25 protein-coding genes and 1 tRNA gene are annotated in these 23,794 nt (G+C 71.0%); 10 read left to right on the top strand and 16 right to left on the bottom strand.

Translation table 11 applies throughout. The features are described from left to right. Positions 1-30: 30 nt before the first annotated feature. Complete coding sequence (locus DFJ66_RS08505; RefSeq protein ID WP_073893954.1) at positions 31-456, bottom strand: SsgA family sporulation/cell division regulator; 426 nt, start codon at positions 454-456, stop codon at positions 31-33. A 220-nt stretch (positions 457-676) separates the two neighbouring features. Between DFJ66_RS08505 and DFJ66_RS08500 the strand changes: the two genes are divergently transcribed. The 4 genes from DFJ66_RS08500 to DFJ66_RS08485 all read left to right on the top strand — a co-directional run bounded on the left by DFJ66_RS08500 (position 677) and on the right by DFJ66_RS08485 (position 2,671). Further along, positions 677-1,339, top strand: coding sequence for an RNA polymerase sigma factor (locus tag DFJ66_RS08500; protein ID WP_121219597.1), 663 nt, complete (start codon positions 677-679; stop codon positions 1,337-1,339). Continuing rightward, entirely contained in the window at positions 1,294-2,112 is an 819-nt protein-coding gene (locus tag DFJ66_RS08495) for an anti-sigma factor (RefSeq protein ID WP_121219595.1), read from the top strand. Before DFJ66_RS08500 ends, DFJ66_RS08495 begins: the two co-directional genes overlap by 46 nt. Further along, positions 2,109-2,540: a TIGR02611 family protein gene (locus DFJ66_RS08490; RefSeq protein ID WP_121219593.1), complete on the top strand. Its 432-nt coding sequence runs from the start codon at positions 2,109-2,111 to the stop codon at positions 2,538-2,540. The genes DFJ66_RS08495 and DFJ66_RS08490 overlap by 4 nt, the downstream gene beginning before the upstream one ends. Positions 2,541-2,599: 59 nt before the next feature. Then, positions 2,600-2,671: transfer RNA gene (locus DFJ66_RS08485), tRNA-Val, on the top strand. A 120-nt stretch (positions 2,672-2,791) separates the two neighbouring features. On the opposite strand, the gene DFJ66_RS08480 is transcribed toward DFJ66_RS08485, so the two are convergent. Next, positions 2,792-3,508 (bottom strand): tyrosine-type recombinase/integrase, encoded by a 717-nt coding sequence (locus DFJ66_RS08480; protein ID WP_147459195.1) that lies wholly within the window; start codon positions 3,506-3,508, stop codon positions 2,792-2,794. An 808-nt stretch (positions 3,509-4,316) separates the two neighbouring features. Here DFJ66_RS08480 and DFJ66_RS08470 point away from each other — a divergent pair. The 5 genes from DFJ66_RS08470 to DFJ66_RS08450 all read left to right on the top strand — a co-directional run bounded on the left by DFJ66_RS08470 (position 4,317) and on the right by DFJ66_RS08450 (position 8,967). Continuing rightward, on the top strand, positions 4,317-5,009 hold the full coding sequence (locus DFJ66_RS08470; RefSeq protein ID WP_121219587.1) for a class I SAM-dependent methyltransferase: 693 nt from the start codon (positions 4,317-4,319) through the stop codon (positions 5,007-5,009). 272 nt (positions 5,010-5,281) lie between these two features. After that, on the top strand, positions 5,282-5,458 hold the full coding sequence (locus tag DFJ66_RS42545; protein WP_170199209.1) for a hypothetical protein: 177 nt from the start codon (positions 5,282-5,284) through the stop codon (positions 5,456-5,458). Between the two features lie 229 nt (positions 5,459-5,687). Next, positions 5,688-6,776, top strand: coding sequence for a hypothetical protein (locus DFJ66_RS08460; RefSeq protein ID WP_121219583.1), 1,089 nt, complete (start codon positions 5,688-5,690; stop codon positions 6,774-6,776). Between the two features lie 196 nt (positions 6,777-6,972). Then, positions 6,973-8,310, top strand: coding sequence for a chymotrypsin family serine protease (locus tag DFJ66_RS08455; protein WP_147459194.1), 1,338 nt, complete (start codon positions 6,973-6,975; stop codon positions 8,308-8,310). A gap of 72 nt (positions 8,311-8,382) precedes the next feature. Continuing rightward, positions 8,383-8,967, top strand: a complete 585-nt coding sequence (locus tag DFJ66_RS08450; protein ID WP_147459193.1) for a hypothetical protein — start codon at positions 8,383-8,385, stop codon at positions 8,965-8,967. 97 nt (positions 8,968-9,064) lie between these two features. On the opposite strand, the gene DFJ66_RS08445 is transcribed toward DFJ66_RS08450, so the two are convergent. The 5 genes from DFJ66_RS08445 to ligD form a co-directional block, all read right to left on the bottom strand. Beyond that, on the bottom strand, positions 9,065-9,775 hold the full coding sequence (locus DFJ66_RS08445; protein WP_121219577.1) for a hypothetical protein: 711 nt from the start codon (positions 9,773-9,775) through the stop codon (positions 9,065-9,067). 118 nt (positions 9,776-9,893) lie between these two features. Continuing rightward, positions 9,894-11,138: a hypothetical protein gene (locus tag DFJ66_RS45410; RefSeq protein WP_425471032.1), complete on the bottom strand. Its 1,245-nt coding sequence runs from the start codon at positions 11,136-11,138 to the stop codon at positions 9,894-9,896. Between the two features lie 18 nt (positions 11,139-11,156). After that, a complete protein-coding gene (locus tag DFJ66_RS08435) occupies positions 11,157-11,336 on the bottom strand; it encodes a hypothetical protein (protein ID WP_121219575.1) in 180 nt (59 codons plus the stop codon). Beyond that, positions 11,333-11,455, bottom strand: a complete 123-nt coding sequence (locus DFJ66_RS44925) for a hypothetical protein (RefSeq protein ID WP_281276603.1) — start codon at positions 11,453-11,455, stop codon at positions 11,333-11,335. The genes DFJ66_RS08435 and DFJ66_RS44925 overlap by 4 nt, the downstream gene beginning before the upstream one ends. Positions 11,456-11,588: 133 nt before the next feature. After that, positions 11,589-12,560, bottom strand: a complete 972-nt coding sequence (ligD, locus tag DFJ66_RS08430; protein WP_455431422.1) for a non-homologous end-joining DNA ligase — start codon at positions 12,558-12,560, stop codon at positions 11,589-11,591. 187 nt (positions 12,561-12,747) lie between these two features. Between ligD and DFJ66_RS08425 the strand changes: the two genes are divergently transcribed. Then, positions 12,748-14,595: a PA domain-containing protein gene (locus DFJ66_RS08425; protein ID WP_121219571.1), complete on the top strand. Its 1,848-nt coding sequence runs from the start codon at positions 12,748-12,750 to the stop codon at positions 14,593-14,595. Positions 14,596-14,637: 42 nt separating this feature from the next. On the opposite strand, the gene DFJ66_RS08420 is transcribed toward DFJ66_RS08425, so the two are convergent. From DFJ66_RS08420 to DFJ66_RS08380, 9 genes are read right to left on the bottom strand one after another with little or no spacing between them, the layout of a single operon-like run. Further along, positions 14,638-15,177 carry a GNAT family N-acetyltransferase gene (locus tag DFJ66_RS08420; protein WP_121219569.1) on the bottom strand — a complete coding sequence of 180 codons (540 nt, stop codon included), beginning with the start codon at positions 15,175-15,177 and terminating at the stop codon, positions 14,638-14,640. Further along, entirely contained in the window at positions 15,174-16,601 is a 1,428-nt protein-coding gene (locus DFJ66_RS08415) for an ABC transporter ATP-binding protein (protein WP_211351028.1), read from the bottom strand. The genes DFJ66_RS08420 and DFJ66_RS08415 overlap by 4 nt, the downstream gene beginning before the upstream one ends. Beyond that, positions 16,598-17,350 (bottom strand): ABC transporter permease, encoded by a 753-nt coding sequence (locus DFJ66_RS08410; RefSeq protein WP_211351027.1) that lies wholly within the window; start codon positions 17,348-17,350, stop codon positions 16,598-16,600. Before DFJ66_RS08410 ends, DFJ66_RS08415 begins: the two co-directional genes overlap by 4 nt. Then, positions 17,347-18,285 carry an ABC transporter permease gene (locus DFJ66_RS08405; RefSeq protein ID WP_246029635.1) on the bottom strand — a complete coding sequence of 313 codons (939 nt, stop codon included), beginning with the start codon at positions 18,283-18,285 and terminating at the stop codon, positions 17,347-17,349. The genes DFJ66_RS08410 and DFJ66_RS08405 overlap by 4 nt, the downstream gene beginning before the upstream one ends. Then, a complete protein-coding gene (locus tag DFJ66_RS08400) occupies positions 18,282-19,796 on the bottom strand; it encodes an ABC transporter substrate-binding protein (RefSeq protein WP_121219565.1) in 1,515 nt (504 codons plus the stop codon). Before DFJ66_RS08400 ends, DFJ66_RS08405 begins: the two co-directional genes overlap by 4 nt. Before the next feature lie 11 nt (positions 19,797-19,807). Next, complete coding sequence (locus DFJ66_RS08395) at positions 19,808-20,584, bottom strand: class I SAM-dependent methyltransferase (RefSeq protein ID WP_121219563.1); 777 nt, start codon at positions 20,582-20,584, stop codon at positions 19,808-19,810. Continuing rightward, positions 20,581-21,756 carry an MFS transporter gene (locus DFJ66_RS08390; RefSeq protein ID WP_121219561.1) on the bottom strand — a complete coding sequence of 392 codons (1,176 nt, stop codon included), beginning with the start codon at positions 21,754-21,756 and terminating at the stop codon, positions 20,581-20,583. Before DFJ66_RS08390 ends, DFJ66_RS08395 begins: the two co-directional genes overlap by 4 nt. Then, on the bottom strand, positions 21,753-22,751 hold the full coding sequence (locus DFJ66_RS08385; protein WP_246029634.1) for a dipeptide epimerase: 999 nt from the start codon (positions 22,749-22,751) through the stop codon (positions 21,753-21,755). The genes DFJ66_RS08390 and DFJ66_RS08385 overlap by 4 nt, the downstream gene beginning before the upstream one ends. After that, positions 22,748-23,794: a PLP-dependent cysteine synthase family protein gene (locus DFJ66_RS08380; RefSeq protein WP_121219559.1), complete on the bottom strand. Its 1,047-nt coding sequence runs from the start codon at positions 23,792-23,794 to the stop codon at positions 22,748-22,750. The genes DFJ66_RS08385 and DFJ66_RS08380 overlap by 4 nt, the downstream gene beginning before the upstream one ends.

The raw sequence follows: 23,794 nt of genomic DNA, 5'->3' as shown, positions 1-23,794 counted from the left end.
TAGCCCCCGGCAGGCCCGCGACCTGCGCTTTTAGGTCAAGTCGTTCGAGATCAGGTGGGTCAGGGCCTCGTCCACGTCCACCCACAGGTGCTCGTTGCCGGGCACGACCACGTCGTAGGTGCGGTCCAGGAAGTCGGCCAGCTCCTGCGCGGACGCCTCGAACATGGCGTGGCCGGACGGGGAGCTCAGTTCGATCACGACGACCTCCGGGTCGTCGGCGGCGGGGCGGATCCGGACGTCGCCGTCGCCCGCGTCCGCGATCAGGCCGTCCGCCAGGAGGTCGCGGGCGAACACCCATTCGACCCAACCGGCGCGGCCGGTGCGGAAGGCGGCCACCACCGCGTACGGATCTTTCGTGTCATATCGAAGCTCCACCTGCACCGGCACTGCCGGTGTCCTCGGCGCCAACAGGTCGAAGACCGCTGTTGAGCGGAGCGTCACGTGGTCGTTGCGCATCGTCGTTACCCACTTCTCCCTTCCCCGTCAAGGAAACGACCGGATTCTCTAGATGTGACGTGTATGTGGCGAGGAACGCTCGACATCGGGTGGTTTATCACCCATCCGGGCCAATGGGACTCCGTTGGGCGACCAAGTCGCTGCGTTGCGTGTCCGTGCCATCTGCGCCGCTCCACATCTTGCTGGGTTTAACCTGAACCCGGTACCGGCTGTTGCGCGAATGTTGGACGTGAGGACATCTCTGGTGGCTGACTCACCCGCACCGGCGCCAGGACACGGCCCCGACGGGCGACCCTCCGACAGCGCGCTGGTGCAGCGGGTGTCCGAAGGTGACCGCGGTGCGTTCGGCGAGCTCTACGACCGCTACGCGCGCCCGGCGTACTCGCTGGCGCGGCGGGTGTGCGTCGACCCGGACCTCGCCGAGGACGTCGTCCAGGAGGCGTTCCTCGTGCTGTGGCGCAACCCCAGCGGCTACGACGCGTCGCGCGGCAGCTTCGGGACGTGGCTGATGACCGTCGTCCACCACCGCGCGGTGGACGCCGTGCGGCGCGAGGACACGCGGCGGCGGCGCAACGTGCCGCTGACCGACGAGGTGTCCGAGCGCACGGTGCCGCCGGCGGAGGGCGCGGACCACGCGGCGTTGACCGGCGTGGTCGGCGCGGAGGTGCGGGCGGCGCTGCAACGGCTGCCCGAGGACCAGCGGCAGGTGATCGCCCTGGCGTACCTGGGCGGTTACACGCAGATAGAAGTCGCGGCGCTGACCGGCATCCCGCTGGGGACGGTCAAGTCGCGGACGTTCGCGGCGATCCGGAGGTTGCGCACGTCACTGCGGACGGCATGGGCCGGCGAAACCGGCGGCGAGACGACGGGAGCACATCGGTGACCGGGGAGCGGAGGGACGACTGGTGCCCTCACGAGGAGCTCGCGGTCGGTTGGGCGATGCACTCGCTCGAACCGGACGAGGAGGCGCTGCTGCGCGCCCACCTGCCCGGCTGCGCGCGGTGCCAGGAGACGGTGCGGTCCACCGAAGAGGTGACCGCCGCGCTGGGCGGTTCCGTGCAGCAGTACGACCCACCCGCCCGGCTCAAGGCACGCCTGATGACCGCCGTCGAGCACACACCGCAGGAACACGCGACGCCGGTGGTGGCGCGCCCGATCCCGTTGGACCGCAAGCGCAACACCGCCCCGCGCCTGCTGGCCGCAGCGGCAGCCGTCGTGCTCGTGGCCGCCGTGGTGTTCGGCGGGGTGCGCATCGGCCAGCTAGGTGACCAGGTCGCTGAGCAGCAGCAACGCGTGGCCCTGCTGGACCAGGCCCTGCGGATGGCCGCCGACCCGGACACCAACCGGGCCGTGCTGCGCTCGGAGTCCGGCGACAAGCTCGGCGTCCTGCTGTCCGGCACCGACGACGCGATGGTCGTCGAAACCGCCCTACCGCCGAACAACGCTTCGGACCAGGTCTACGTGGTGTGGGGCGCGAGCACACCGGAGCCCGTCGCCCTGGCCACCTTCGACGTCAAGTCCGGTGGGCTGGAGCGCCTCACCTGGTCCCAGGAGGCGCACAAGCACCAGCTGTTCGCGATCTCCCTGGAACCGGGCCGCACCGCGCCCGCGAAGCCGACGAACAAGCTGGCTTCCGGCCAAGTGGAGGCGTCGTGAGCGATGATGTGTCGGTGACCACCGAGCAACACGACGAGACCAAGCCGGAACACCGCCACTGGTTCCGCCGCAACCCGGCCCTGAACCTGACCTACCGCATCGGCGTGGGCGTGGTGGGCGGCTTGGTGCTGGTCGCCGGCGTCCTCATGATCCCGTACCCCGGTCCGGGCTGGCTCGTCGTCTTCGCCGGCCTGGCGATCCTGGCGACGGAGTTCGAGTGGGCCGGCCGCGTGCTGCGCTTCGCCAAGCGCTACTACGACGCGTGGGTCGAGTGGCTCAAGCGCCAGAACCTGGCCGTGAAGGCCCTGGTGCTGGCCGCCACCGGCCTGGTGGTCGTGGCTACCTGCTGGCTGCTCGGGGCGTTCGCGCTGGTCGGAGGCTGGTTCGGCCTCGACTGGCCGTGGTTGGCCAGCCCGATTTTTAGCTAGCCGGGTTGATGTTGTAGGGTATGGACACACCGCGAGAGCGGGGCAGGAAAACCAAATACGGGCGATTAGCTCAGCGGGAGAGCGCTTCGTTCACACCGAAGAGGTCACAGGTTCGATCCCTGTATCGCCCACACCGCAAAGATCCCCTCTGACCAGCACGGTCAGAGGGGATCTTGCTTTATCCGGGCGCGCTGAAGTGGTCGCGACCACACCGCCGTAGCAAAAGTGGTAGCAAATCGGGTGTTTCTAGGTCAGGCGGACTCCTCGTCGGCCGGCGGCAGGAACAGGCCGCCGATGTCCTCTGCGGCTTGCTGGTCGAGGTCGGGGATGTCCGCCGAGTAGGTGTCGAGGGTGAAGGCGACCGTGGCGTGGCCCAGTCGGCTGCTCACGATCTTCGGGTGGACTCCGGAGCGGAGTGCGATCGTCGCGTAGCTGTGACGTAGGTCATGCAGCCGGATGGGCGGGAGTCCAGCCCGGTCGACCAGGCGGTTGAACTGCTCGGTGATGGTGTCGGGGTAGATCGGCCGGCCGTCCTCCCAGCAGAAGACGAGCCCGTGGTCCTGGTAGCCGTCACCCCAGTTCGCCTTCTCCGAGTCGAGCCGCTTGAGGTGCGTTCGGAGCGCCTGGACGGTGAACCTGTCCAAGGCCAGCGCTCGCCGACTCCGCGCGCTCTTCCCGCTGCCGTCCCTCACCGCACCCGCCGCGACGACGCGGGTCGAGGTCATACGGACGACCGCCGCGTCGAGGTCGAGCGCGGCCCGCTTGAGCCCGCACAGCTCGGACCGGCGCATCCCGGTCGAGGCGTCGAGCACCCACAGCCCGAACAGCCGGTCGGTGCTGGCGACCTTGAGGAACCGCGCCATCTGCTCGGGACTCCACGTGTTGTGTGAGCGGCGGGGCACCGTGGGCGGCTTCACCCCATCGGTCGGGTTGCTGCTGAGGTACTTCCAGCGGACCGCCGTGCTCAATTGCCGAGCTGAGCATGATGTGCACGCTCTTGGCCGCGAGCCCTGGTTCCGGCTTGGTCGGCACTCGACCGACCTCGTACCGCCGGACCGCCTTGCGGGCTGCCGCGTAGGAGACGCCCACCTTGTCGGCGATCTCGCGCGGCCGGATCTCGCGCTTGGCGGTTCGGGCGTCGAGCCAGAGCTGGTACATCTCCCAGTTCGTGTTCCGCTTCCGTCGGCCCTGCGTCAACAGGTGCTCGTGCAGCGCCGCGACCACGGAGGGCAGGAAGTCCTGGATCGGCCGCTTGCCGACCCAGGGAAGGACGTAGGCGCGCGCCAACATCTCGTAGTTCGCGGCGGTGGTCGGTTCGGTCGAGGTGCGGACGTACGGGAACCACGCCTCGAGCGTGGGGTCGTTCGGGTTGATCCCCTGGCGTTGAGTCGCGGTCCTGCGCGGCTTCTGGTCTTGGTACACCGAACTCTCCGACTCCAGCGGCAGCCAGGTCACGGGCCCGCTGATGAACAAACTTCGCGCCTTCCTCCAGCGTCCCTTCGTCCGCGACACCATCGCCGCCGGAACCTCCACAGTGGACCTGAACGCGGTGCCGGACGGCGGCATCTGCTCCGGGCGCATCACGAAAGGCTCACTGGGGGAGGAGACCAACCAGACTTGTCGGCTCCTGACACGCAAACGGCCCCGTACCGATGTGTGCGTCGGAAGCGTTGCCGCTGGTCGCCAGGGGACGCGTTCTCGTGTTGAGGAGCGGATGCGCTGTGGGCTCGTTCGTGGTCTGGGTTGGCACGGTGGTTTCGCTGGTTAGGGTGAATCATGGTTCGGTTGCTGGACGATCAGGCGTTGGAGCGTTCCTCGGTGGTCGCGAACTGCGCCATGAACCGTGAACGTGGGCTCACCGGCTCGAACGGGTATGGTCGCGAGCTCGGCATCGACGTGGTCGGCCTGATCACCGAACGGTTGGCCCGTGGAGCTGAGGTCTTCCGCTGGCTCGACCTGTGTTGTGGTACCGGCACGGCGCTGTTGGAGTGTGCTCGCCTGGTGGACGACCCGAGGCTGCATGTCACCGGTGTCGACCTCGTGGACTTCTTCGCGGGGCCGCCGCATCCCAGGGTGGAGTTCGTGACGACATCGGTGGGTTCCTTCACCCCGGAGCGTTGTTTCGACCTGGTGACCTGCGTCCACGGCCTGCACTACGTCGGCGACAAGCTCGACGTCCTCGCCCGCGCGGCGTCGTGGCTCGCCGCCGACGGTCTGTTGGTGGCGAACCTGGACCTGGCTGCCGTCGTGTCGGAGCAGGGCCGCCCGTGGCGTCGGCGGCTGGCCGGGGTGCTGAGGTCGGCCGGGTTCGACTATGACGCACGACGTCGCCGCATCACGTGCACCGGACGCCGGCAGGTGCGTTTGCCGTTCGAGTACCTCGGTGCCGACGATCAAGCCGGGCCCAACTACACCGGTCAACCGGCTGTGAACTCGTACTACGCCGACACACGTGCAGGTCTCGGGTAGGACGGTCGGACGTTTCGCGAGGATGTCCAAGGCACTGCGCCAGGAACCGCGGGTCGGCGGCACTTCCGGCCGGACTCACGCCATCGGCGCGGTACCTGGGCGTCGCCTCTGCCGGTGATGAAGAGGAGCGGCGTCCGGCGAGGTCGTCCGTCGGTGGTGCGACCGTGGGGAATGGCGTTGCTACCGCTGAACGTCGCGATGGTGGTGCTGGGTGGGCTGGTCATCACGGCCGGCTCCGCACCTTCAAGATCCCCTATCAGGAAGTGGGGGAGGTGACGTTCTCCTGGCACACCGAGACGGTGGGCGGCGGCAACGATCAAGGCTCCACCGCCGGCGACGTCACCTACGTCGTGATCCGCTACGGGGCCTCCGAGCAACGGCTCTACGAGCACGGCGGCACCCTGGCGGAGCTGGTCCAGACGATCGGTCGACTCACCGGCCCCGAGTAGCCGTCCCCGAGCTGTTGACGCCGGCAGGGTGGCTTCCAGTGCCAAGCCGGCGTGACTCACGGACGTAACCTCCCGGAAGTCAAGGAGCGGACGTTCCCGACACCTGGAGTTTTGGGTGTGCCTCCGCTGTGCTGCTGGGCCGTTCGGGTAATGGCCGCCGTGTCCCGAAACGTTCTCGCTGCCCGCCGGTATAGATCGAGTGCTGCGGCGGACACGGCGAGGGACAGCGGTGGGGAGGTTCCAGGTCGAGTACCGGGGCCGGGAGGTCACCGGCTACTGGGCGAAGCGCTTGGGCTGCCTCTGGATCGTCGTGGTGTTCCCGGCCGTGGTGCTGCTGTACGCGGCGGTGGGGGCGGTGTTCGCGGCGTTCAGCCTGCCCGAGGGGACCGCGAAGCTCGCGGCCCGGGACGGGTGGGCGTCGTTGCGGTGGCTGGCAGGTGCCAGTGCCGCGGTCAACCGAGCCCTGCCGGCGTACCCGCTGCTGCTGACGTGCCTCATCTGGGCGACCGGGGTCTTCCTGCTGGCGGTTCTCGCTCTCGCCGCGCGGTACCGGGAGCCCGTGTTCGTGCTCAACGCGCTGCTCATGGTGCCCCTCGCGGCGGCCGGGCTGCACGCGGTGGCGTGGGTGGGTGCGGCGGTGCACTGGGTGGTCAGGACCATCGGCCCGTGGTTCCTCGCGGCCTCCGCGTGGGTCCGCGGCTGGGACTGGTGGGTGTGGGGGCTCTTGGTGGTCCTCGCCGTCCTGTCCTGGATCGCGTTCTTCTCGGACGGGTCGGACTTCGCGTCCGTGCTCGGGATGGTGGGCTTGACGGTCGTCGGCAACGCCTTGGTCATCGGGCTCGGCCTGCTGCTCGTCGGGCTCGTCTTCACAGTCCCGTTCTTGCTGTTCCTGTCGGTGCTGACGGCCCTGTGCGTGCTCGGCCTGCTGGTCGTCGACCAGCTCACCGGGACGGTGCGGGCCGGGCGCGGGCGCCGGGGCGTGCTGCTGGGCGCGCTGGGCGTCGGCACGTCCTGGTCGATGCTGATGGTCGTCGGCAACGTCGGCGGAAGCCACGCCCTCTACCCCCAGGTCGCCCGCGACTGGGTGGCGAACACCCTGATGGCCAACAGCCCGCCGCAGTTCGACACGTTCATGGCCCTGGTCGTCGTGGCCGGGTCGGCGCTCTCGGTCTTGGCCAACGTGCACCGCATGCGCGAGGAGCCGACGCACCAGGAGTTCAAGCAGTCGGTCGTGTTCACCTTCTACAGCACGGTGTTCGCCGCGCTCATCGCCGCGATCGGGCACCGGACCGAGACCGGCGGGAACCGTCAGGGCTGACCGACCCGTCGGCCGGGAGTGGTGACGGCCATGCCCATCACCACCGTCACCGCGAGCCGAACCGCCGGTCGGACTTCGTGGGCACCAACCGGTGGCTGCACCCGGGCGGCGTGCGTGACTACTCCGAGCGGACTCTTGTGGCGTCGATGGGAGCGCTGCCACGATCAAGACGAATTGCATGAGACCGGGGGGATTCATGAAATCGCGTACGACATACGCGTCTGCACTCACCTGTGCCGCCGTTCTTCTCCTGTCGTCACCGCCGTCTGCACTGGCCGGTGAGGACGTCAAGAATCCGGTACGCATCAAAATCACGGATTCCATCTGGCAAAACCAGGAGAAGATCGACAACGTCGTCAAAGACATCCGCACGAGCGGTGCGGCCGAGGGAATTTCCGGAGTCGTTGTCGACCCGGAGAACAGGAAAGTGTCGCTGTACTGGAAAGGCGCGCCGCCTGCGGCGGTCGCCGACCGGATCAAGGCGGCGACGGCGGATGGCGTCGAGGTCACGGTGCGGCAGGCGCCCTACACCGAGGCCGAGCTGCTGGCCGAGGCCGACCGGATCTCGCGAAAGCCGCTGTTCAACGGGCAGCGTACCGGGCAGCGGATGATGAAGGTCAGCCCGCGCCCGGACGGTACCGGGCTGGACGTGGGGCTGCACGGGCTGCCGTCGGACGTCGCGCCGCAGCAGGCCAAGCAGGTCGTGCCCGCACTCGACAGCGCAGTGCCGCTGAAGGTCACCGCCACGGACCCGGTGTCGTTCACCAGTCGCGCGTTCGACTCCGCTCCGTACTGGGGCGGCAGCTACATCCACCGCCGCGCCAACGGCAACTCGTGCACCAGTGCATTCGGGGTGACCGGCCTCAACGGCGCTGCCACCTATTTGCTGACTGCGGCGCACTGTGGCGAAGGGACGTGGGGCAGCGCGCTGTACACCGACGCGAACGGGAACACCCAGCAGATCGTCTACGGCGACACCATTCCGGCCGGCCGTGCGACCGATATCGACGCGCAACTCATCCTCACGCCGGCGATCGATGGAGCGGCCATTTACTGGGGCAGCTACGTGAACCCGCCCGCAAGCGATCCAGGCACCAACGACGGAGTGTCGGTGCGCGGCTGGACGCCCAACAGCACCGGCAACGCGTTCTGCCTCTCCGGCTCCTACTCCGGCACGGTGTGCCCAGGCTCCGACATCCGGATCACCGGCACCAACATCACGATCACGTACGACCCGCCGTCGAACGGTGTCGCGCGGGTGACGAACCTCGTCCAGGGCTCCGACGTGACAGGAACGCGCGGTATCGGCATCGTCGGGAACGGCGACAGCGGAGGGCCCGTCGTCAGCCCGACCAACGACGGCGGAGTGCTGGCGCGTGGTGTGATCAGCGGGATGGCGACCGGATCCGGCTTCGAGCAGCCGTGTCAGGGTTGGGTGCCACCCGGGCGGGTGTGTTCCAGGGTGGTGTACTTCGCCGACCTGCAGAACGCGATGACCAGGGTGGGCGTGCGGCTCAACACCACCACCGGCTGAGCAACGAGCAACCAGGAAGGCGCCTGTTTCCGTCCTCGGAGGGGACGGAACCAGGCCCGAAGGCGAGTCGAGATGGCACACAGAGCAGCGGCGGTGGCGCTGCTGGTAGCAGCGGTGTTCACCGTGGCTTCCTGCGGGCGGAACACCACCGGACCCGGCAGCCCACCGACCACCGGCGCGACGGTCGATCCTGCGCTGGACGCAGCCGCAGCCGCGGTCCAGCCCTTGCTGCACTCGTCGTTCGCCGGCACCTTCGCCGGGCTCGAGCTCCGCCACGACGTGCCGATGATGGTGGTCTACCGCAAGCCCGATCCACGTCTGGACGCCGAGGTGGCCAAGGCCGCGCCCGGTGTGCGGACGGAGTTCCGCGACGCGAGGTACACGCTGGTCGAGATGAAGGCGGCCGGCGAGCGGGTCATGGACGACCGCGAGTACTGGAAAGGCCGCGGCATGACCGTGTCCGCGGTAGGGCCGGCAGTCGACGGGACGGGCGTCGAGGTGACGACCGTGAACGAGGCAGACGAGTTCGTCGGCGCACTGCACGAGCGCTACCCGGACATGTCGTTCAGAGTGCGCAAGGGCGGCGAGGTCGTCCCGCCCGTCCACACCGGCACGCCGCCCGTCTATTCCGGCCCACCCCCGACCGCTCGCAAGTGACCCGGGCGGGCGTAGGCCGACAGGCGACTCGTGCGGCGGACTTCAGGTGTCGGGTGGCACGATCGGTGCCATCCGCAGGGGCGGGTGACCGCGGTGGTCACCGTCGTGCTGTCGCCCGCCTGTCGCGCAGCGCCCGCCGCACCCGGACGACCAGGAGCTGGACGACGACGGTCACCCCGGCCGCGGCGAGGAACACGGCACCGCCCATGCGTTCGACGAACACGGCGACGAACAGGCCGAACACCGCGAAGCTGAACAGCCCGACGAGCACGCCCGCCAGCGTGCGCCCGGTCGCCGCGGCTCCCTGCTGGGCGTGGACGAAGCCCGCGACCACGCTCGTCGCGACCGGGAACGGTGCGAGCAGGCCCGTCCACAGCGGGCCCAGCGCGCCGGAGGCGGTGGTGACTGCGAGGACGAGCAGCCCGGTCGCGAGGGCGCGGCCGGGCAGGTCCCACGGCGGTGACGGTCGGCGCGGCGCACCCGGCGGGTCGGGTTCGACCGCCGGCACCAGCAGCAGGGCGAGCGCGGCGGTGGCGACGGTGACGGTGAACGCGGCGGCCGTCGAGAAGTGCGGCAACGACAGCGCGAAGTCGACTGCCGGCACGGCCGACCAGCTCACCGCGGTCGTGACGAACCAGCCGAACCGGCGTGCCACGTGGGCGAACACCACGGCGAACACCGCCGGCGCGACCAGCCCGAGCATGGCGGACCTCGCCGCGCCGGCGGTGAACCGCGCGCCGTGGAGCAGGTGCGAGATGAACAGGATCGGGCCGGCCACGATCGGCAGGCCGACGAGGATGCCGGCCACGTCCGCGGGCTGTTCGAGCGATTCACGTTGAACAGCCCGAAATGCTTCGACCGGGATGCGCAGGCCGGTGCTGGAGTTCAGCCTGTCGCGCGGGTCGCGGAAGCGTTCTCGGACCTTCTCAGTACGCCCGTTCGGCGATGAACACGTACTCGCGGCCAGGGCGGTCCGGGGCGTCGCGGACGTCCAGGACGCGGAAGCCCCGGGTGACCAGGGTTGATTCCACTTCCTCGCGGCTGCGGAAGCGGAGGGTGGAGTCGGAGGTGATCACCGTGTCGGCCGACAGGAAACGGTAGGTGTGGCGGAAGGAGACGAACGGAGGGGTCACGTCGGTGACCTCGCGCCGGTGCTCCACCGGCCCGACCCCGGCGATGTCGAGGACCACGTGGGCGGGGTCGGTGGCCCACTCCTCCCAAGCCCGGCGTTCGGGGCGCCTGGTCTCGAACACCAGATGGCCGGTGGGGCGCAAGGCGGTGTGGATGCCCTGGAGGGTGTTCGACCAGTCGTCGTCGGTGAGGAAGACCTGGGCCACGTTTCCCGTCATCACCGCGAGATCGGCGTCGAGTGCGGGCAGGGACGTCGCGTCGCCGTGGATCCACGTGATCGTGCCGGAGGTGTCCTTCGCCCTGGCGACCGCGAGGGACGCGGCGAGCTTGGCCATGCGGCCGCCGAAGCGCGCCATCGCCGACGCCAGCTTCGACAGCCGGGTCGCGATCTTGGTCGCCATCATCGCCGCGCGGGTGCCCGCGAAGCCCGCTAACGCCGCGATGGAGCTGCCCAGCGTGACCACGGCGGACGCGGCGGCGATCAGCGCGCCCGCGATCAGCTCGCCGACCAGGTCGGAGATCCAGCCGAACACAAGCGACCGCAGCTCGCACACCAGGGCGCCCGACAACGCGTAGATCGCGGCGGTGCCGTCCATGGTCTTGCCCAGCGCCTCGTACTCGCCGGCCAGCTGCTCCATCTCGCGCCGGAACGCGTCGGCGGACTCGCCCTCCCAGTCGGCCACGCCGCGCAGGTCCTCGCGGTGCTCCTGGGCGATCGTCCTCATCTCCAGCGCGGCCTGTTTGAGGTGGTCGGTGTTGGCGTTGATCTCGTCGGGGTTGCCCAGCAACGCGTCCAGCGGCTCGCGCAGGAAGTCGACGTGCTCCAACAGCCAGCCGACGCCCGCGGACGCGAGCATGCTCAGCGGGTTGGCGGCGGTGGCCACCAGGTCCACCACCATGCCCGCGCCTCCCAACGCGACGTCGATGACGTCGACGCCCTCGCCCTCCGAGTCGGCGGTCAGCGAGTCGACGAAGCCTGCGACGCTGTCCACGACACCGGCGCCGGTCGACCACGTGGTGGTGCTGTTCTCCTCGGACACAGTTCCCCCCGGCCCGGTCTAGCGGTCTTTGAAGATCGAGTTGTCGCTGAAGTCGTCGTCCTCGTGGGCACGAGGCGCCGGTCGACGCACCGGTGGCGGGGGCGGGGCGGTGGCCTCGTACTCCTCGTTGAAGGTGTACCGGGGCCGCTCGTCCCGGTCCTGCTCGTCCTCGGGCGGCGGGAGGTACTCGGTGATCACCCGGCAGGCGCCGCAGACCCGCCCGCACCCGCGAGACCCTCCTGGACGGCGGCCGCCTTCGCCTGCGCGTCGGCGATCTTCGCCTCGAAGTCGCGCATCCACTCCTCGGGCGTCTTCACCCGTCCCCCACACCCCTGTCACGCGACCATCCGGCCAAAGAGAATTCCACAGCGACGCCGACGACGAGACGGGGACCGCGAGAACCGTCCTCGGCGCCTCGCGACAGGCCGCCGGCGGTGTGAGGGCAGCAGCTCAAGCGGTGATGTCCGAGGGGGATTTGTCGGGGCGCAGGCCGCGCCAGCTGGGGTGGCGGAGGCGGCCGTCCGGGGTCCAGGTTCGGAATTGGACTTCGCCTACCAGGACCGGGTTCACCCAGTGCGCGTTTCGGGCGTGGTCGGTGGGGACCTCGTCTTTGAACGGTGGGGTGGGGCGGTGTAGGGGGTGTAGGCGGGATTGGAGGTCGGACAGCATTGGAGCCGTGAAGCCCGTGCCGACCTTGCCGGCGTAGCGGAGGCCGGATGGGGTGGGGACGCCCAGCAGGAGTGCGCCGATGGTGCCGGAGCGGCGGCCCTCGCCTGGGCGCCAGCCGCCGATGACCACCTCCTGGGTGCGGATGAGCGGGACCTTGATCCACGACGGGGAGCGCCGGCCGGGGTCGTAGCGGGAGTCCAGGCGTTTGGCCACCACGCCCTCCAAGCCGTGGTCGGCGGCGATGGACTGGACCGTTTCGCCGGGGAGGTCGGTGAAGCACGGAGGCACGCGGATGGACGGGTGAGCCGGCAGGTCTAGGTCGGCCAAGGCCTCTCGGCGGTGGGTGTAGGGCTCGCCCAGGAGGGAGCGGCCGTCCAGGTGGAGGAGGTCGAAGACGTAGTACGACACCGGGATGCGGCGCAGGAGGTCGTCGGTGGGGCGGCGGGTGTGGATGCGGGACTGGAGGCGGCTGAAGTTGGGGCGGCCCTCGGGGTCCAGGGCGACTATCTCGCCGTCCAGGACCGCCGGGCGGGTCAGGAGACCGGTCAGGGCGTGCAGCTCCGGGTACGTGCGGGACGCGTCCAGGTCGTTGCGGGTCAGGACGCGGAGGCGGTCGTCCCGGACGTACGTCGTCGCCCGCACGCCGTCCCACTTGAACTCGAACGCCCAGCCCGGTCCCTGCGGCAGGTCGCCGAGGACCGCCAGCATCGGGCGGATGAGGTCCGGGAACTCGTGGGAGCGCTGTGGTGTCAATGTGAACCGTCCCTTGTAGACGGCCCCCTGTCCACCGAGTGTCACCCGGAGCCAAGCCCGCCGCAGGCCGGGTAGCTCGGCTAACGACACAGTTCACCCGGTGCTTCACCCGTTCAGGTCGTACCGTGCCACCTGCGAGGGGGACATCCCTGCTCGGAGGCGTGACATGCGTGGCTTCAGAAGAAGAATGGGCGTACTGGGTGCGGCTACCGCCGTGCTGGGCGCCACGGTCACCGGCCTGGCCGGCGCCCACCCCGACCACGGGGGCGGCCGGGAGGCCTTCCCCGGCGAGGGCGTCGTCGACCACGACCAGCACGGCGGCGCCGCGGGCCACCTGCCCCCGGTGAACCGGAACGTGACCCTCGTCGGCAAGGCCGGGGTCTCCCACCCCGGAGGCACGACCGGCCGCGTCGCGGACGTCACCGCGTTCGGCGACTACGCCTACCTCAACGCCTTCCGGGAACCGGACTGCCAGACCACCGGCGTACACGTGGTCGACCTGCACGACCCGGCTCACCCGTTCGAGGTCACCGACGCGTTCATCCCGACCACGGACGGCAACTACGTCGGCGAAGGCATCCAGATCCTGCACGTGGACAACGCCTACTTCCAGGGCGACCTGCTCGCCCACCAGAACGAGACCTGCCCCGGCGCCACCCCGGCCAACGCGGGCGGCATCTCGCTGTGGAACGTCACCGACCCGACCCACCCCCAGCCGGTCACCCTCCACACCGGCGACTTCACCAACCCCGCTGGCGGCCTGGACGCCACCCCGAACCAGACGCACAGCATGCGGATGTGGACCAGCGCCCTGGACAGGCGGACCTACGTCGTCCTGGTCGACGACGAGGAGCTGACCGACATCGACATCATGGACATCACCGACCCGTACCACCCGGTGATGGTCAACGACACCCTCGACCTGGTCGAGCTGTTCGGCGTCGACCAGGCCACGCCCGCCAACCTGACCTCGATCTTCAGCCACGACATGATGGTGAACAAGATCGGCTCCCGGTACGTCATGAACATGAACTACTGGGACGGCGGCTACGTCCTGCTCGATGTCACCGACCCCCGCAACGTCACCCTCGTCGCCGAGACCGACTACGCCGCCCTGGACGAGGAGCGCGCCGCCCGTGGCCAGCAGATCTCGCCCGAGGGCAACGCGCACCAGTCCGAGCTGTCGCCGAACAACAAGTTCCTGATCGGCACGGACGAGGACTTCAACCCCTACCGCGTGGTCGCGACGATCGACTCCGGCCCGTACGCGGGTGAGCAGTACACGGCGGTCTCGGCCTCCGCGACCCCGCCGGTGGACGAGAACACCACCATCAGCGGCCCGGTCACCTTCGTCGGCCAGGCGTGCGACCCGCTGCCCGCCGGCTCCGGCACGGCACTGGTGGAACGCGGTGTGTGCTCGTTCCAGGTCAAGCTGGACAACATCACCGCCGCCGGCTACTCGGCCGGCATCGTGTTCAACACCGTCCGCGAGGACTGCCTGTCCTACGTCCGGATGCTCGCCTCCGGCACCCTCCCGTTCCTGTTCGTCAACCGGACCACCGGTCTGAAGCTGCTCGGCGTGCCGGGCGTGACCGACGAGACCGCCTGCACCACCGCGTCCCCCGCGTCCGGCGGCGAGGCGACCACGATCCGGGCGGTGTTCGACGGCTGGGGTTACGTGCGGCTGTTCGCCGCCGACATCCCCAAGGCCGGCGCGGGCTCGTTGACCCAGGTCGACACCTACGCCGTCCCCGAGTCGCAGGACCCGGCGTACGCGCGCGGCTTCGGTGACCTGTCGGTGCACGAGGTCGCGATGGACCCGGACAACAGCTCGATCGCCTACCTGTCGTACTACGCGGCGGGCTTCCGGGTCGTGCAGTACGGCAAGAACGGCATCCAGGAGGTCGGCGCGTTCATCGACCAGGGCGGCAACAACTTCTGGGGCGTCGAGGTCTGGCGCGACGAACTGGGCACCAAGTACGTCCTGGCCAGTGACCGGGACTTCGGGCTCTACGTCTTCCAGTACACCCCGTGAGCCCAGGGGGCGGGCCTGGGACCAAGGCCCGCCCCCGCACCCTCACAGCGGGATCTCGAAGTGCACGGTCTGGAACGAGATCGGGTCGCCGTCCCGGGCGTCGTGCACCTCCCGGGCCACCGACCGCCAGAACGGCTCCGCGCCCGCGATCCGGGTGTCGGTGTGCAGGTACAGCTTCGAGTACCCCGGCGTGGCGGCCACGAACGACACCGCCATGCCCACCAGGGCACGGGCCAGCCCGGCACGCCGGTGGTCCGGGCGCACGTACACGCGGAACAGCTGCGCGGTGCTCTCCGCCGGGTACCGCGCGGCCAGCCACGAAGGGTGCGGCGGGCTCGACGGACCCTGCGCCCGCACGCCCGTCGTCCCGACCACCTCGTCACCCTTCAAAGCGACGAACAACGCGTGCCGCTCGGGCCGCAGGTAGGCCCCTTCGAGGTCCACGACGTCGCCGTGCCACTCGGGCCGGTAGCCGTAGCCGAACTCGTGGTAGAAGGTGTCGAGCATGACGCTGCGCGCGCCCGGCAGGTCCGCCTCCCTCGCCTGGCGCACCTCGTACGGCCCCACTTCGCGGTGGTTCATGTCTTGTTCTCCTGTTCCATGGCGCGGCCCAGCAGGCCGATGGTCACCGGGTGGGTGGGGGAGCCCAGGACGTCGCCCGCCGAGCCGTGCTCGACCAGCAGGCCCTGGTGCAGCACGGCGACCCGGTCGGCCAGCCGGGCCACCACGGCCAGGTCGTGGCTGACCAGGACGACCGCGCAGGGCAGGCCCGCCAGCAGGTCCAGCAGGCTCGCCTGGGTCAGGGTGTCCAGTCCGGACGTGATCTCGTCGCACACGAGCACGTCCGGCCGGGCCAGCAGGGCGCGCACGAGCGCCGCCCGCTGGAGCTCGCCGCCGGACAGCGCGCCGGGTCTGCGCCGCACGGTGGCCTCGTCCAGTCCGACGGCGGCGAGCCCGTCCAGCGCGCCCGTGCCGTCGCCCAGCCGCACGGCCGTCCGCTCGACCTGTTCCAGCACCGTGCGCCGGGGGTCGAACGACGACCGGGGATCCTGGAAGACGTACTGCACGGCCGCCAGCTGGGACCGCGTCCGCCGCCGCAACGACTTGGGCAGCACCGTGTCGCCCACCCGGACCGACCCGGCGTAGCGGGCGTGCAGCCCGGCCAGGCACCGGGCCAGCGTGGTCTTGCCGCTGCCCGAGCGCCCCACGACCGCCAGGCACTCCCCGGCCCCCAGGTCCAGGTCCACGTCCCGCAGCACGACCGTCTTCCGGTGCCGGGCGGTCAGGCCCCTGACCTGCAACAACGGCGAACGAAGAGCCGATGGGAGAGGCACGGTGACCCGGGGCTGGGCCGCGACCAGGTCCCGCGTGTACGCCTCACGCGGCCGGTCCAGCAACCCCACCGGCCCGGCCTCCACGACCCGCCCGTTCCTCAGCACGACCACCTCGTCGGCCAGCGCCCGCATCACGTCCAGGTCGTGGGTCAGCAGCACCACCGCGACCCCCTGGGCCGCGAGCGACGCCAACTCGTCCACGATCTCCGCCCGCGTGATCGGGTCCTGCCCGGTGGTCGGCTCGTCCGCGACCACCAGCGCCGGGTCGCCCACCAGCGCCTGCGCCAGCACCACCCGCTGCTGCTGCCCGCCGGACAGCTCGTGCGGGAACCGCCGCAGCAACTCCACGGGCACCCGCGCCCGCCGCAACGCCGTGGCCACGTCACCGCCCGGGATCTCCCGGAACACCCCGCCGATCCGCCGCACGGGGTTCAACGCGCCGGCGGGCTGCTGCGGCACGAACCCGACCCGACCAGCCACCGACACGCGCCCGGTCACGGTCACCCCCGGCGCGTGCTCGCCCAGCAACGCCAACCCCGTGGTCGTCTTGCCGCTGCCCGACGCCCCGACCAGCGCGAGCACCCGACCGGCGGACAGCGCGAAGCTCACCCCGTCCACCAGCACCCGCTCACCGGCGACCGCCCGCAGGTCCTCGACGTGCACGACCGTCACACGGCCTCCTTGCGCAGGGCGCGGTCGAAGGTCAGGTTCAGCCCGACCGACAGCGACACGATCAGCAGCGCGGGCACGACGACGGCCCACGGTTGCAGGAACAGCCCGACCCGGTTGCGGTCCACCATCACCGCCCAGTCCGCGGCGTCCGGCGGCACGCCCACGCCGAGAAAGCTCGCCGACGCCACCAGGTACAGCGCGCCCGTCAGTCGCACACCGGCGTCGGCGGCCACGGTCCGCAGCATGGCCCGCCCGGTGTAGAGCACGGACGTCCGCCACCACGTCTCGTCCTGCAACCGCATGGCTTCCAGGGCGGGCCGGGCCGCGATCTCCAGCGCCGCACCACGGGAAATCCGGGCCACGTCGGGGAAGTTGACCAGCGTCACGATCCCGATCAGCACCGGCAACCCCGGCCCGGCGATCGCCGCCGCCAGGATCAGCACCAGCAGCGACGGCACCGCCAGCAGCAGGTCCAACGGCCGCATCAGGACGTCGTCCACCACCCGGGACATCGCGGCCACCACACCCCACGGCACCCCGACCGCGTAGGACAACACCGTGGCCACCAACGCCACGAACACGACGGTCTGCCCGCCCAGCAGCACCTGCTGCCACACGTCCCGACCGACGAAATCAGTGCCCAGCACGGAGTTCGACACAAAAGGAGCCCCGCGCCCGACGTCGGACACGAACAACGGCCCCAGCAACGCCAACGCCAGCGGCACCACGACCAGCACGGCCCCGATCACGCGACCACCGCCGAGCGCGGCGCGAGCCGGAAGCCGATCAGGTCCGCCACCAGGTTCACCAGCACGGTCGTGACCGCGAAGACCACCGCCAGTCCCTGCACCACGGGCAGGTCCCGCCCGGCGACCGCGTCCACCAGGATCGTCCCCAACCCCGGGATCACGAACACCGCCTCGACCACGATCACCCCGCCCAGCAACCAGTCCGTGGTCCGCGCGAGCTGCTGCACCGCCGGTGCCACCGCGTTGGGCAGGGCGTGCGCGAACCGGACCCGCCGCTCGGAGATGCCCAGCCGCCGGGCGTGCCGGACGTGGTCGGAGGCCAGGGCCTCGACCATGCCCGCCCGCACCAGCCGGCTCACCGAGCACACCGGCCGAGCCAGCAACACCACCAGCGGCAGCACCAGGACCTGCGGCTGGGCCAGCAGATCCGCGCCGACCGCGGTCGGCGGCAACCACCGCAACTGCACCCCGAACACCGCGATCAGCACCACGGCCAGCGCGAACTCGGGGATCGAGTGGAGGCCGACCGTCACGGTGGTCAGCACCCGGTCCACCACGCCGCCCTCGCGCAGCGCGGCCACCACACCGAGCAGCACCGACAGCGGAACCAGCAGCACCAACGCCAACACCGCCAGGACCAGCGTCGGCCCCAGTCCGTCGGTCAGGAACTCCACCACCGGCCGCCCCGACACCAGCGACACCCCGAGGTCGCCCCGGACCAACCCGCCCAGCCACGCCCCGAACCGTTCGAGCGCCGGCCGGTCGAGCCCCATCGCGGAACGGATCTCCTCGATCCGGCGCGGGTCGGGGTTGTCCCCGGCCAACGCCACCGCCGCGTCCCCCGGCAAGGCCTGGACCAGCAGGAACACGGCGGTGACGACGGCGAGCACCTGCACCAGCCCGATGGCCAGCCGGCGCAGCGCGTACCGGGTCACCCCAGCCACACCTTGTCGAAGCGCGCCCAGTCCAGGGTGTTCGCGGGCGCGGTGGAGATGCCGCCGACGTTCGGCGCGGCGCCCACGATCCAGTCCGCGAAGCCCCACATCAGGTAGCCGCCCTCGGCGTGCAGGGACCGCTGCATCTCCCGGTACACGCCCGCCCGCTCGGCCGGGTCCACAGTGGACACCGCCTTGCGGTACAGCTCGTCGAACTCCGGCCGCGCCCACTTGGTCACGTTGGTGCCCGAGTCGGTGAGCAGCCGCTGCGCGATGTGGGTCTCGATGGGCATCGCGCCGGACCGGAAGCTGGACAGCGAGCCGTTCTTGAGCGTGTCGGACCAGTAGCTGTCCTTGTTGCCGGTCACCACCTCGATGGTCAGCCCGGACCCCTTGACCTGGTCGGCGAACACCGTGGCCGCCTCGACCATGCCGGCGGCGGCCGTGGACGTGTCGAGCTTGACCGTCAGGCCCTCCGCGCCCGCCTTGCGGATGAGGAACTTCGCCTTGTCCAGGTCACGGGTGCGCTGCGGGATGTCGTCGGCGTAGTACTGGTAGCCCTTGCCGAACAGGTCGTTCGCGACCTGCCCGCTGCCCGCCAGCACCGACTCCACCAGCTGCTGCCGGTCGGCCAGCAGGAACATCGCCTCGCGCAGGTCCCGGTTGTCGAACGGCGGCCGGTCCAGCTTCATCGCGAACGCCTGCACCGCGCTGTTGGGGGAGCGGTGGATGGCGATCCGGCCGTCGGTGTGGCTGCGGGCGGTGGTGGGGGTGAGGTCGTGCGCGTACTGGACCTGCCCGCCGAGCAGGGCGTTCGCGCGCGCGGACTCCTCGTTGGCGATGACGAACTCCAGCTCGTCCAGGTGCGGCGCGCCCTCCCAGTAGTCCGGGTTCTTCTTGAGCAGCACCGACTTGCCCGGCTCGAAGGACACGAAGCTGAACGGGCCGGAGCCGACCGGGTGCGCGAAGTCCTCCGCGCCGGCGGGCACGATGTACGCGCCGAACGCGGCCAGCGCGTTAGGGAACTCGATGAACGGCCGCTTCAGCGCGAACTCGACGGTCCGGGCGTCCACCGCGCGGCTGGCGGCCAGGTCGATCAGGCTCAGGCTGGACTTGGCGCGGAACGCCCGGTTCGGGTCGAGGATGCGGGCGTAGCTGGCCAGGACGTCCTCCGCGCGCACCGGCTGCCCGTTGTGGAACTTGGTGTCCCGTAGGGTGATCCGCCACTTGGTCAGGGTCGCGTCGGGCTCCCACTTCTCGGCCAGTCTGGGCTGCGCCGAGACGTCCGCGCCGAGGTCGGCGAGCTTGTCGAACAGCGCCTTGGACCGGGCGGCCTCCACGAACAGGTTGGCCAGGTGCGGGTCCAGCACCTCCTTCGCGCCGCCGCCCGCGAACGCCGCGCGCAGCCGTCCGCCGTTCTTGGGCGCGGCGGCTTGCTGTGCGGTGGGGGCGGCGCAGCCGGACAGGGCGGCCAGGGACAGCAGGCCGAGGAAGTGGCGGCGGGTGGGCATGGCGGTTCCTTTCACGAGCGGCGGGCGACCACGTGCAGGCGGTCGCCGGACAGGGCCTCGCTCAGCGGCGCGTCCGGCGACCACGGGTCGTCGGTGCGCGGGCCGGGCGAGTCGAACAGGGCGAGCACCTCGAACCCGGCGAGGTCGAGCAGGTGGCGCAGCTCCTGCGGGAACAGCAGCCGCCACGCCGAGGTCTGCACCAGCGGATCGGCACCCGGCCACGTCCACTCGCGGCGGCGGCGCAGCAGCTGGGCGGCGTGGTCGATCCACAGCCGGGTGTGGGAGGTGTAGGGCACGCCGTCCCACTCGACGGTCCGGGTGCGGACGCCGTCGAGCAGTTCGGTGTTGCCCAGGAAGAACGCGCCGTTGCGCATCTCGGCGACGAGCAGCCCGCCGGGGTCGAGGTGGGCGTGGCAGCGGGCCAGGAACGCGGTCAGGTCGGCGTTGGTGTGGCAGTACAGGAACGCGCTGTCCAGGCAGGTGACGACCCCGAACGTCCGGCCGAGGTCGAAGGTCCGCATGTCGCCGACCACGAACTGCGTCGGGTGGTGCTCGCGGGCGTAGGCCACCATCCGCTCGGAGCTGTCCAGGCCCACGACGTCGTAGCCGTGGCGGGCCAGCCAGCCCGCGTCACGGCCGGTGCCGCTACCCACGTCGAGCACGGACGTGCTGCCGCCGAAGCGGGCGACGACGTCGTGCACCCAGCGGGCGGCCACGTGGTCGGGGTCGGGGAACTGGTGCTCGTACAGCGCCGGGTTGTCGGTCAGCAGGTTCTGGCCCGCGCTCATCGGGCTACCTCTCGGGTCGGGGACAGGACGCCCCGGCGGTGCAGCCACAGCACGGCCGCCGCGCACGCGAGCCCCACGGCCACGCACACCAGCGACGCCGCCGTGCCCGACACGCCGAACACCCAGCCGACGCCGGCGTTGCCGACCGTGGCGGCCAGGCCCGAGACCAGGTAGAACACGCCGAAGTAGGTGCCGGACAGGCCGGTGCGGCCGAACGCGGGGATCAGCTCGTAGACGAACGGGTGCGCGATCATCACGCCGAGGGACAGGAAGAACGCGGCCGTCAAAGGCCCGAGGAGCCCGGCCCAGACGTGGCTGAGCGCGGTCGCGGTGAACCCCAGGCCCATCACGGCCATGCCGACCGCGATGGCCCGGCCGCGCGGCATCCGCTCGAACCACCGCGTGACCCGGACCTGGAGCAGCAGGGTCGCCACCGTGGAGACCAGGAACACCGCCGCCACAGCCCGCGCCGACCCGGTCACCCGCTCCACCTCCAGCGGCAGCACGAGGTAGAGCTGGTTCTGGAGCACGAACATCCCGGTCAACGCGACCGTGAAGGCCAGGAACCGCTTGTCCGCCAGGCTCTCCCGCCAGTCGTCCAGCACGGTGCCCCGGTGCGGCGGCACGTCCCGGGCGGGCAGGACGAGCGCCTGCGCCACCGTCAGCACCGCGAAGATCCCCGCCGCGACCAGCGCCGACACCCGGAAGTCCCACAGCAGCAGCACACTGCCCAGCAGGGGACCGGCCAGCGCGCCCGCCTGCCCGTAGACGTTGAACAACGCGAACGCCCCGACCCGGTCGTCGGACTCCTCGGCGATGTAGGCGCGCACGGCCGGGTTGAACAGCGCCCCGGCCAGTCCGCTGAGGACGGACGCGGCGAGCAGCACGGTCATCGTGTCGCCGATCGCGAACAGGCCGAAGCCGACCGTCCGCAGCGCGCAGCCGGCGATGATGACCCGGCGCGGCCCGAGCCGGTCCGACGCCGAGCCGCCCAGCAGGAACAGGCCCTGCTGGCTCAGCGTCCGCACGCCCAGCACCACACCGGTGGCCGCCGCCGACAGGCCCACGTCGCCCAGGTGCGTGGCCAGGTAGGGGATGAGCAGGTAGAAGCCGGTGTTGACGCCGAACTGGTTGACCAGCAGCAGCCGGACGGGCAGCGGGAACCGCCTCATCGCGGCACCACGCCGAGTCCCGGTGCGCCCGTGAGCCGCAGCGTCCCGTCCTCGCCGCCGAGGCCCTGCCAGGGGTCACGAGCGAGCAGGAGGTGGCCGTCGAGGTCGACCCAGCGGGCGTGCGAGGTCAGGTGGACCGCCGGCGCGATGCCCAGCGAACTCGCGACCAGGCAGCCCAGCATGACATCCAGGTCGGCGTCCCGGGCGGTGTCGATGATCTCGCGGGCCTTGGCGATCCCGCCGCACTTGGCGAGCTTGACGTTCACGCCGTCCACCAGACCGGCCAACGCCTTCACGTCATCGGCGGTGGCGGCGTCCTCATCGGCCACCAACGGGACCGGGCAGCGCTCCCGCAGCCAGGCCAACTCGTCGAAGCGGCCGGGCGGGAAGGGCTGTTCGAGCGCGTCGACGGCGGGCAGTTCTTCGAGCACGCGCACGGCCTGCTCTGCCGTCCAGCCCCCGTTGGGGTCCAGGATCAGCCGGGCGTCGGGGGCGGCTTCGCGGACTGCTCGCACGGTCGCCACGTCGTCCGGACCGCCGACTTTCACCTTGAGCACCGAGAAGCCGCGACCGGTCAGCTCGGCGGCTTGCGCGGCGCAGGACCGCGGATCGCCGATGCCGATGGTGAAGGCGGTCGGCACGTCCGTCCACTGTGGATCGCCGACCAGCGAGTACAGCGGGATGCCGGCGCGGACGGCGAGCAAGTCGTGCACGGCCGCGTCGAGCGCTGCCAGCACGCCCGGAGGCAGGGGCGGCAGTGCGGCGAGCAGGTCTTCCGGGTCCACGGCTGACACCACCGGGGCCGCCTCGGTCAGCAACTCGACGATCCGGGGCACGTCCAGGTCGTAGAAGACGCTGGTCACGACCTCGCCGTGGCCCCGGAACCCGTCGTGCTCCAGCACCACCCGCACGGCGTCACGCCGGGTCGTCACCGACCGGGAGATCCGCAGCGGTGTCCGCAGGTCCAGGCCGTAGACGTGCCAGGAGAGCTTCACGCCGGCACCCCCACCGCGTGCGGGGCGGTGACGTTGGAGCACCTTGCCCAGCTGGTCACCTCGATCTCGCCGCAGTGCCCGATCTCCACCGGGCGGTCGGCGGGCACGCCCAGCAGGCCGCGCGACTCGCAGAAGTCGTCGTCGTAGATCGTCCCCAGGTACCGGTGGGGTCCGTCGGGGAAGACCGTCACCACCCGCGCGCCGGGCTCCAGCCGCGCCACCCACGCCGCCACCAGGGCGACCGCGCCGGTGCTCCACCCGCCGGTGACGAACCCGTCGCGGGCCAGCCGCCGGCACGCGTCCACCACCTCGACCGGGCCGAGCCAGTGCACCTCGTCGAACTGGTGGTAGGCCACGTTGCGCGGGTGGATGCTGCTGCCCAGCCCGCGCATCACGCGTTGTCGCGCGGGCTGGCCGAAGATGGTCGAGCCCACGGTGTCCACGCCGACCAGGCGCAGCAGCGGCCAGTACCGGCGCAGGGCGGTCACGATGCCGGCGCTGTGCCCGCCCGTGCCGACGCTGCACACCAGCACGTCCGCCCGGTCCAGCTGCTCGACCAGCTCGCGCGCCAAGCCCGCGTAGCCGGCCGGGTTGTCGGGGTTGTTGTACTGGTCGGGCCAGTACGCGCCGGGCAGGCCGCGCAGCACGGCCTGCAGCCGGTCCAGGCGCGCCTGCTGCCAGCCGCCGGTGGGGTGGGGCCGGTCCACGATCTCCAGCCGGGCGCCGTGGGCGCGCAGCAGCGCCCGCATCGACGGCTCCAGCTCGTGGTCCACCACCAGCACCACGGGGTGACCCAGCGCCTGGCCCGCGAACGCCAGGCCCAGCCCGAGCGTGCCGCTGGTCGATTCCACGACCACCGCGCCCGGACGCAGGTCGCCGCGCTTCTTGGCGGCCAGCAGCATGGCGACCGCCGAGCGCGCCTTCATGCCGCCCGCGCTGAGGTGTTCGAGCTTGGCCCAGAACCCGCCGTGCCGGTGGGGGAGCGGGGTTTCGATGCGGGCCACCGGCGTGTTGCCGAGCAGGTCCAGCAGTGTCGCGCGCAT

The organism is Saccharothrix variisporea (genome assembly GCF_003634995.1).
GTDB classification, from domain to species: domain Bacteria; phylum Actinomycetota; class Actinomycetes; order Mycobacteriales; family Pseudonocardiaceae; genus Actinosynnema; species Actinosynnema variisporeum.
This window is presented reverse-complemented; position numbering and strand designations above follow the sequence as displayed.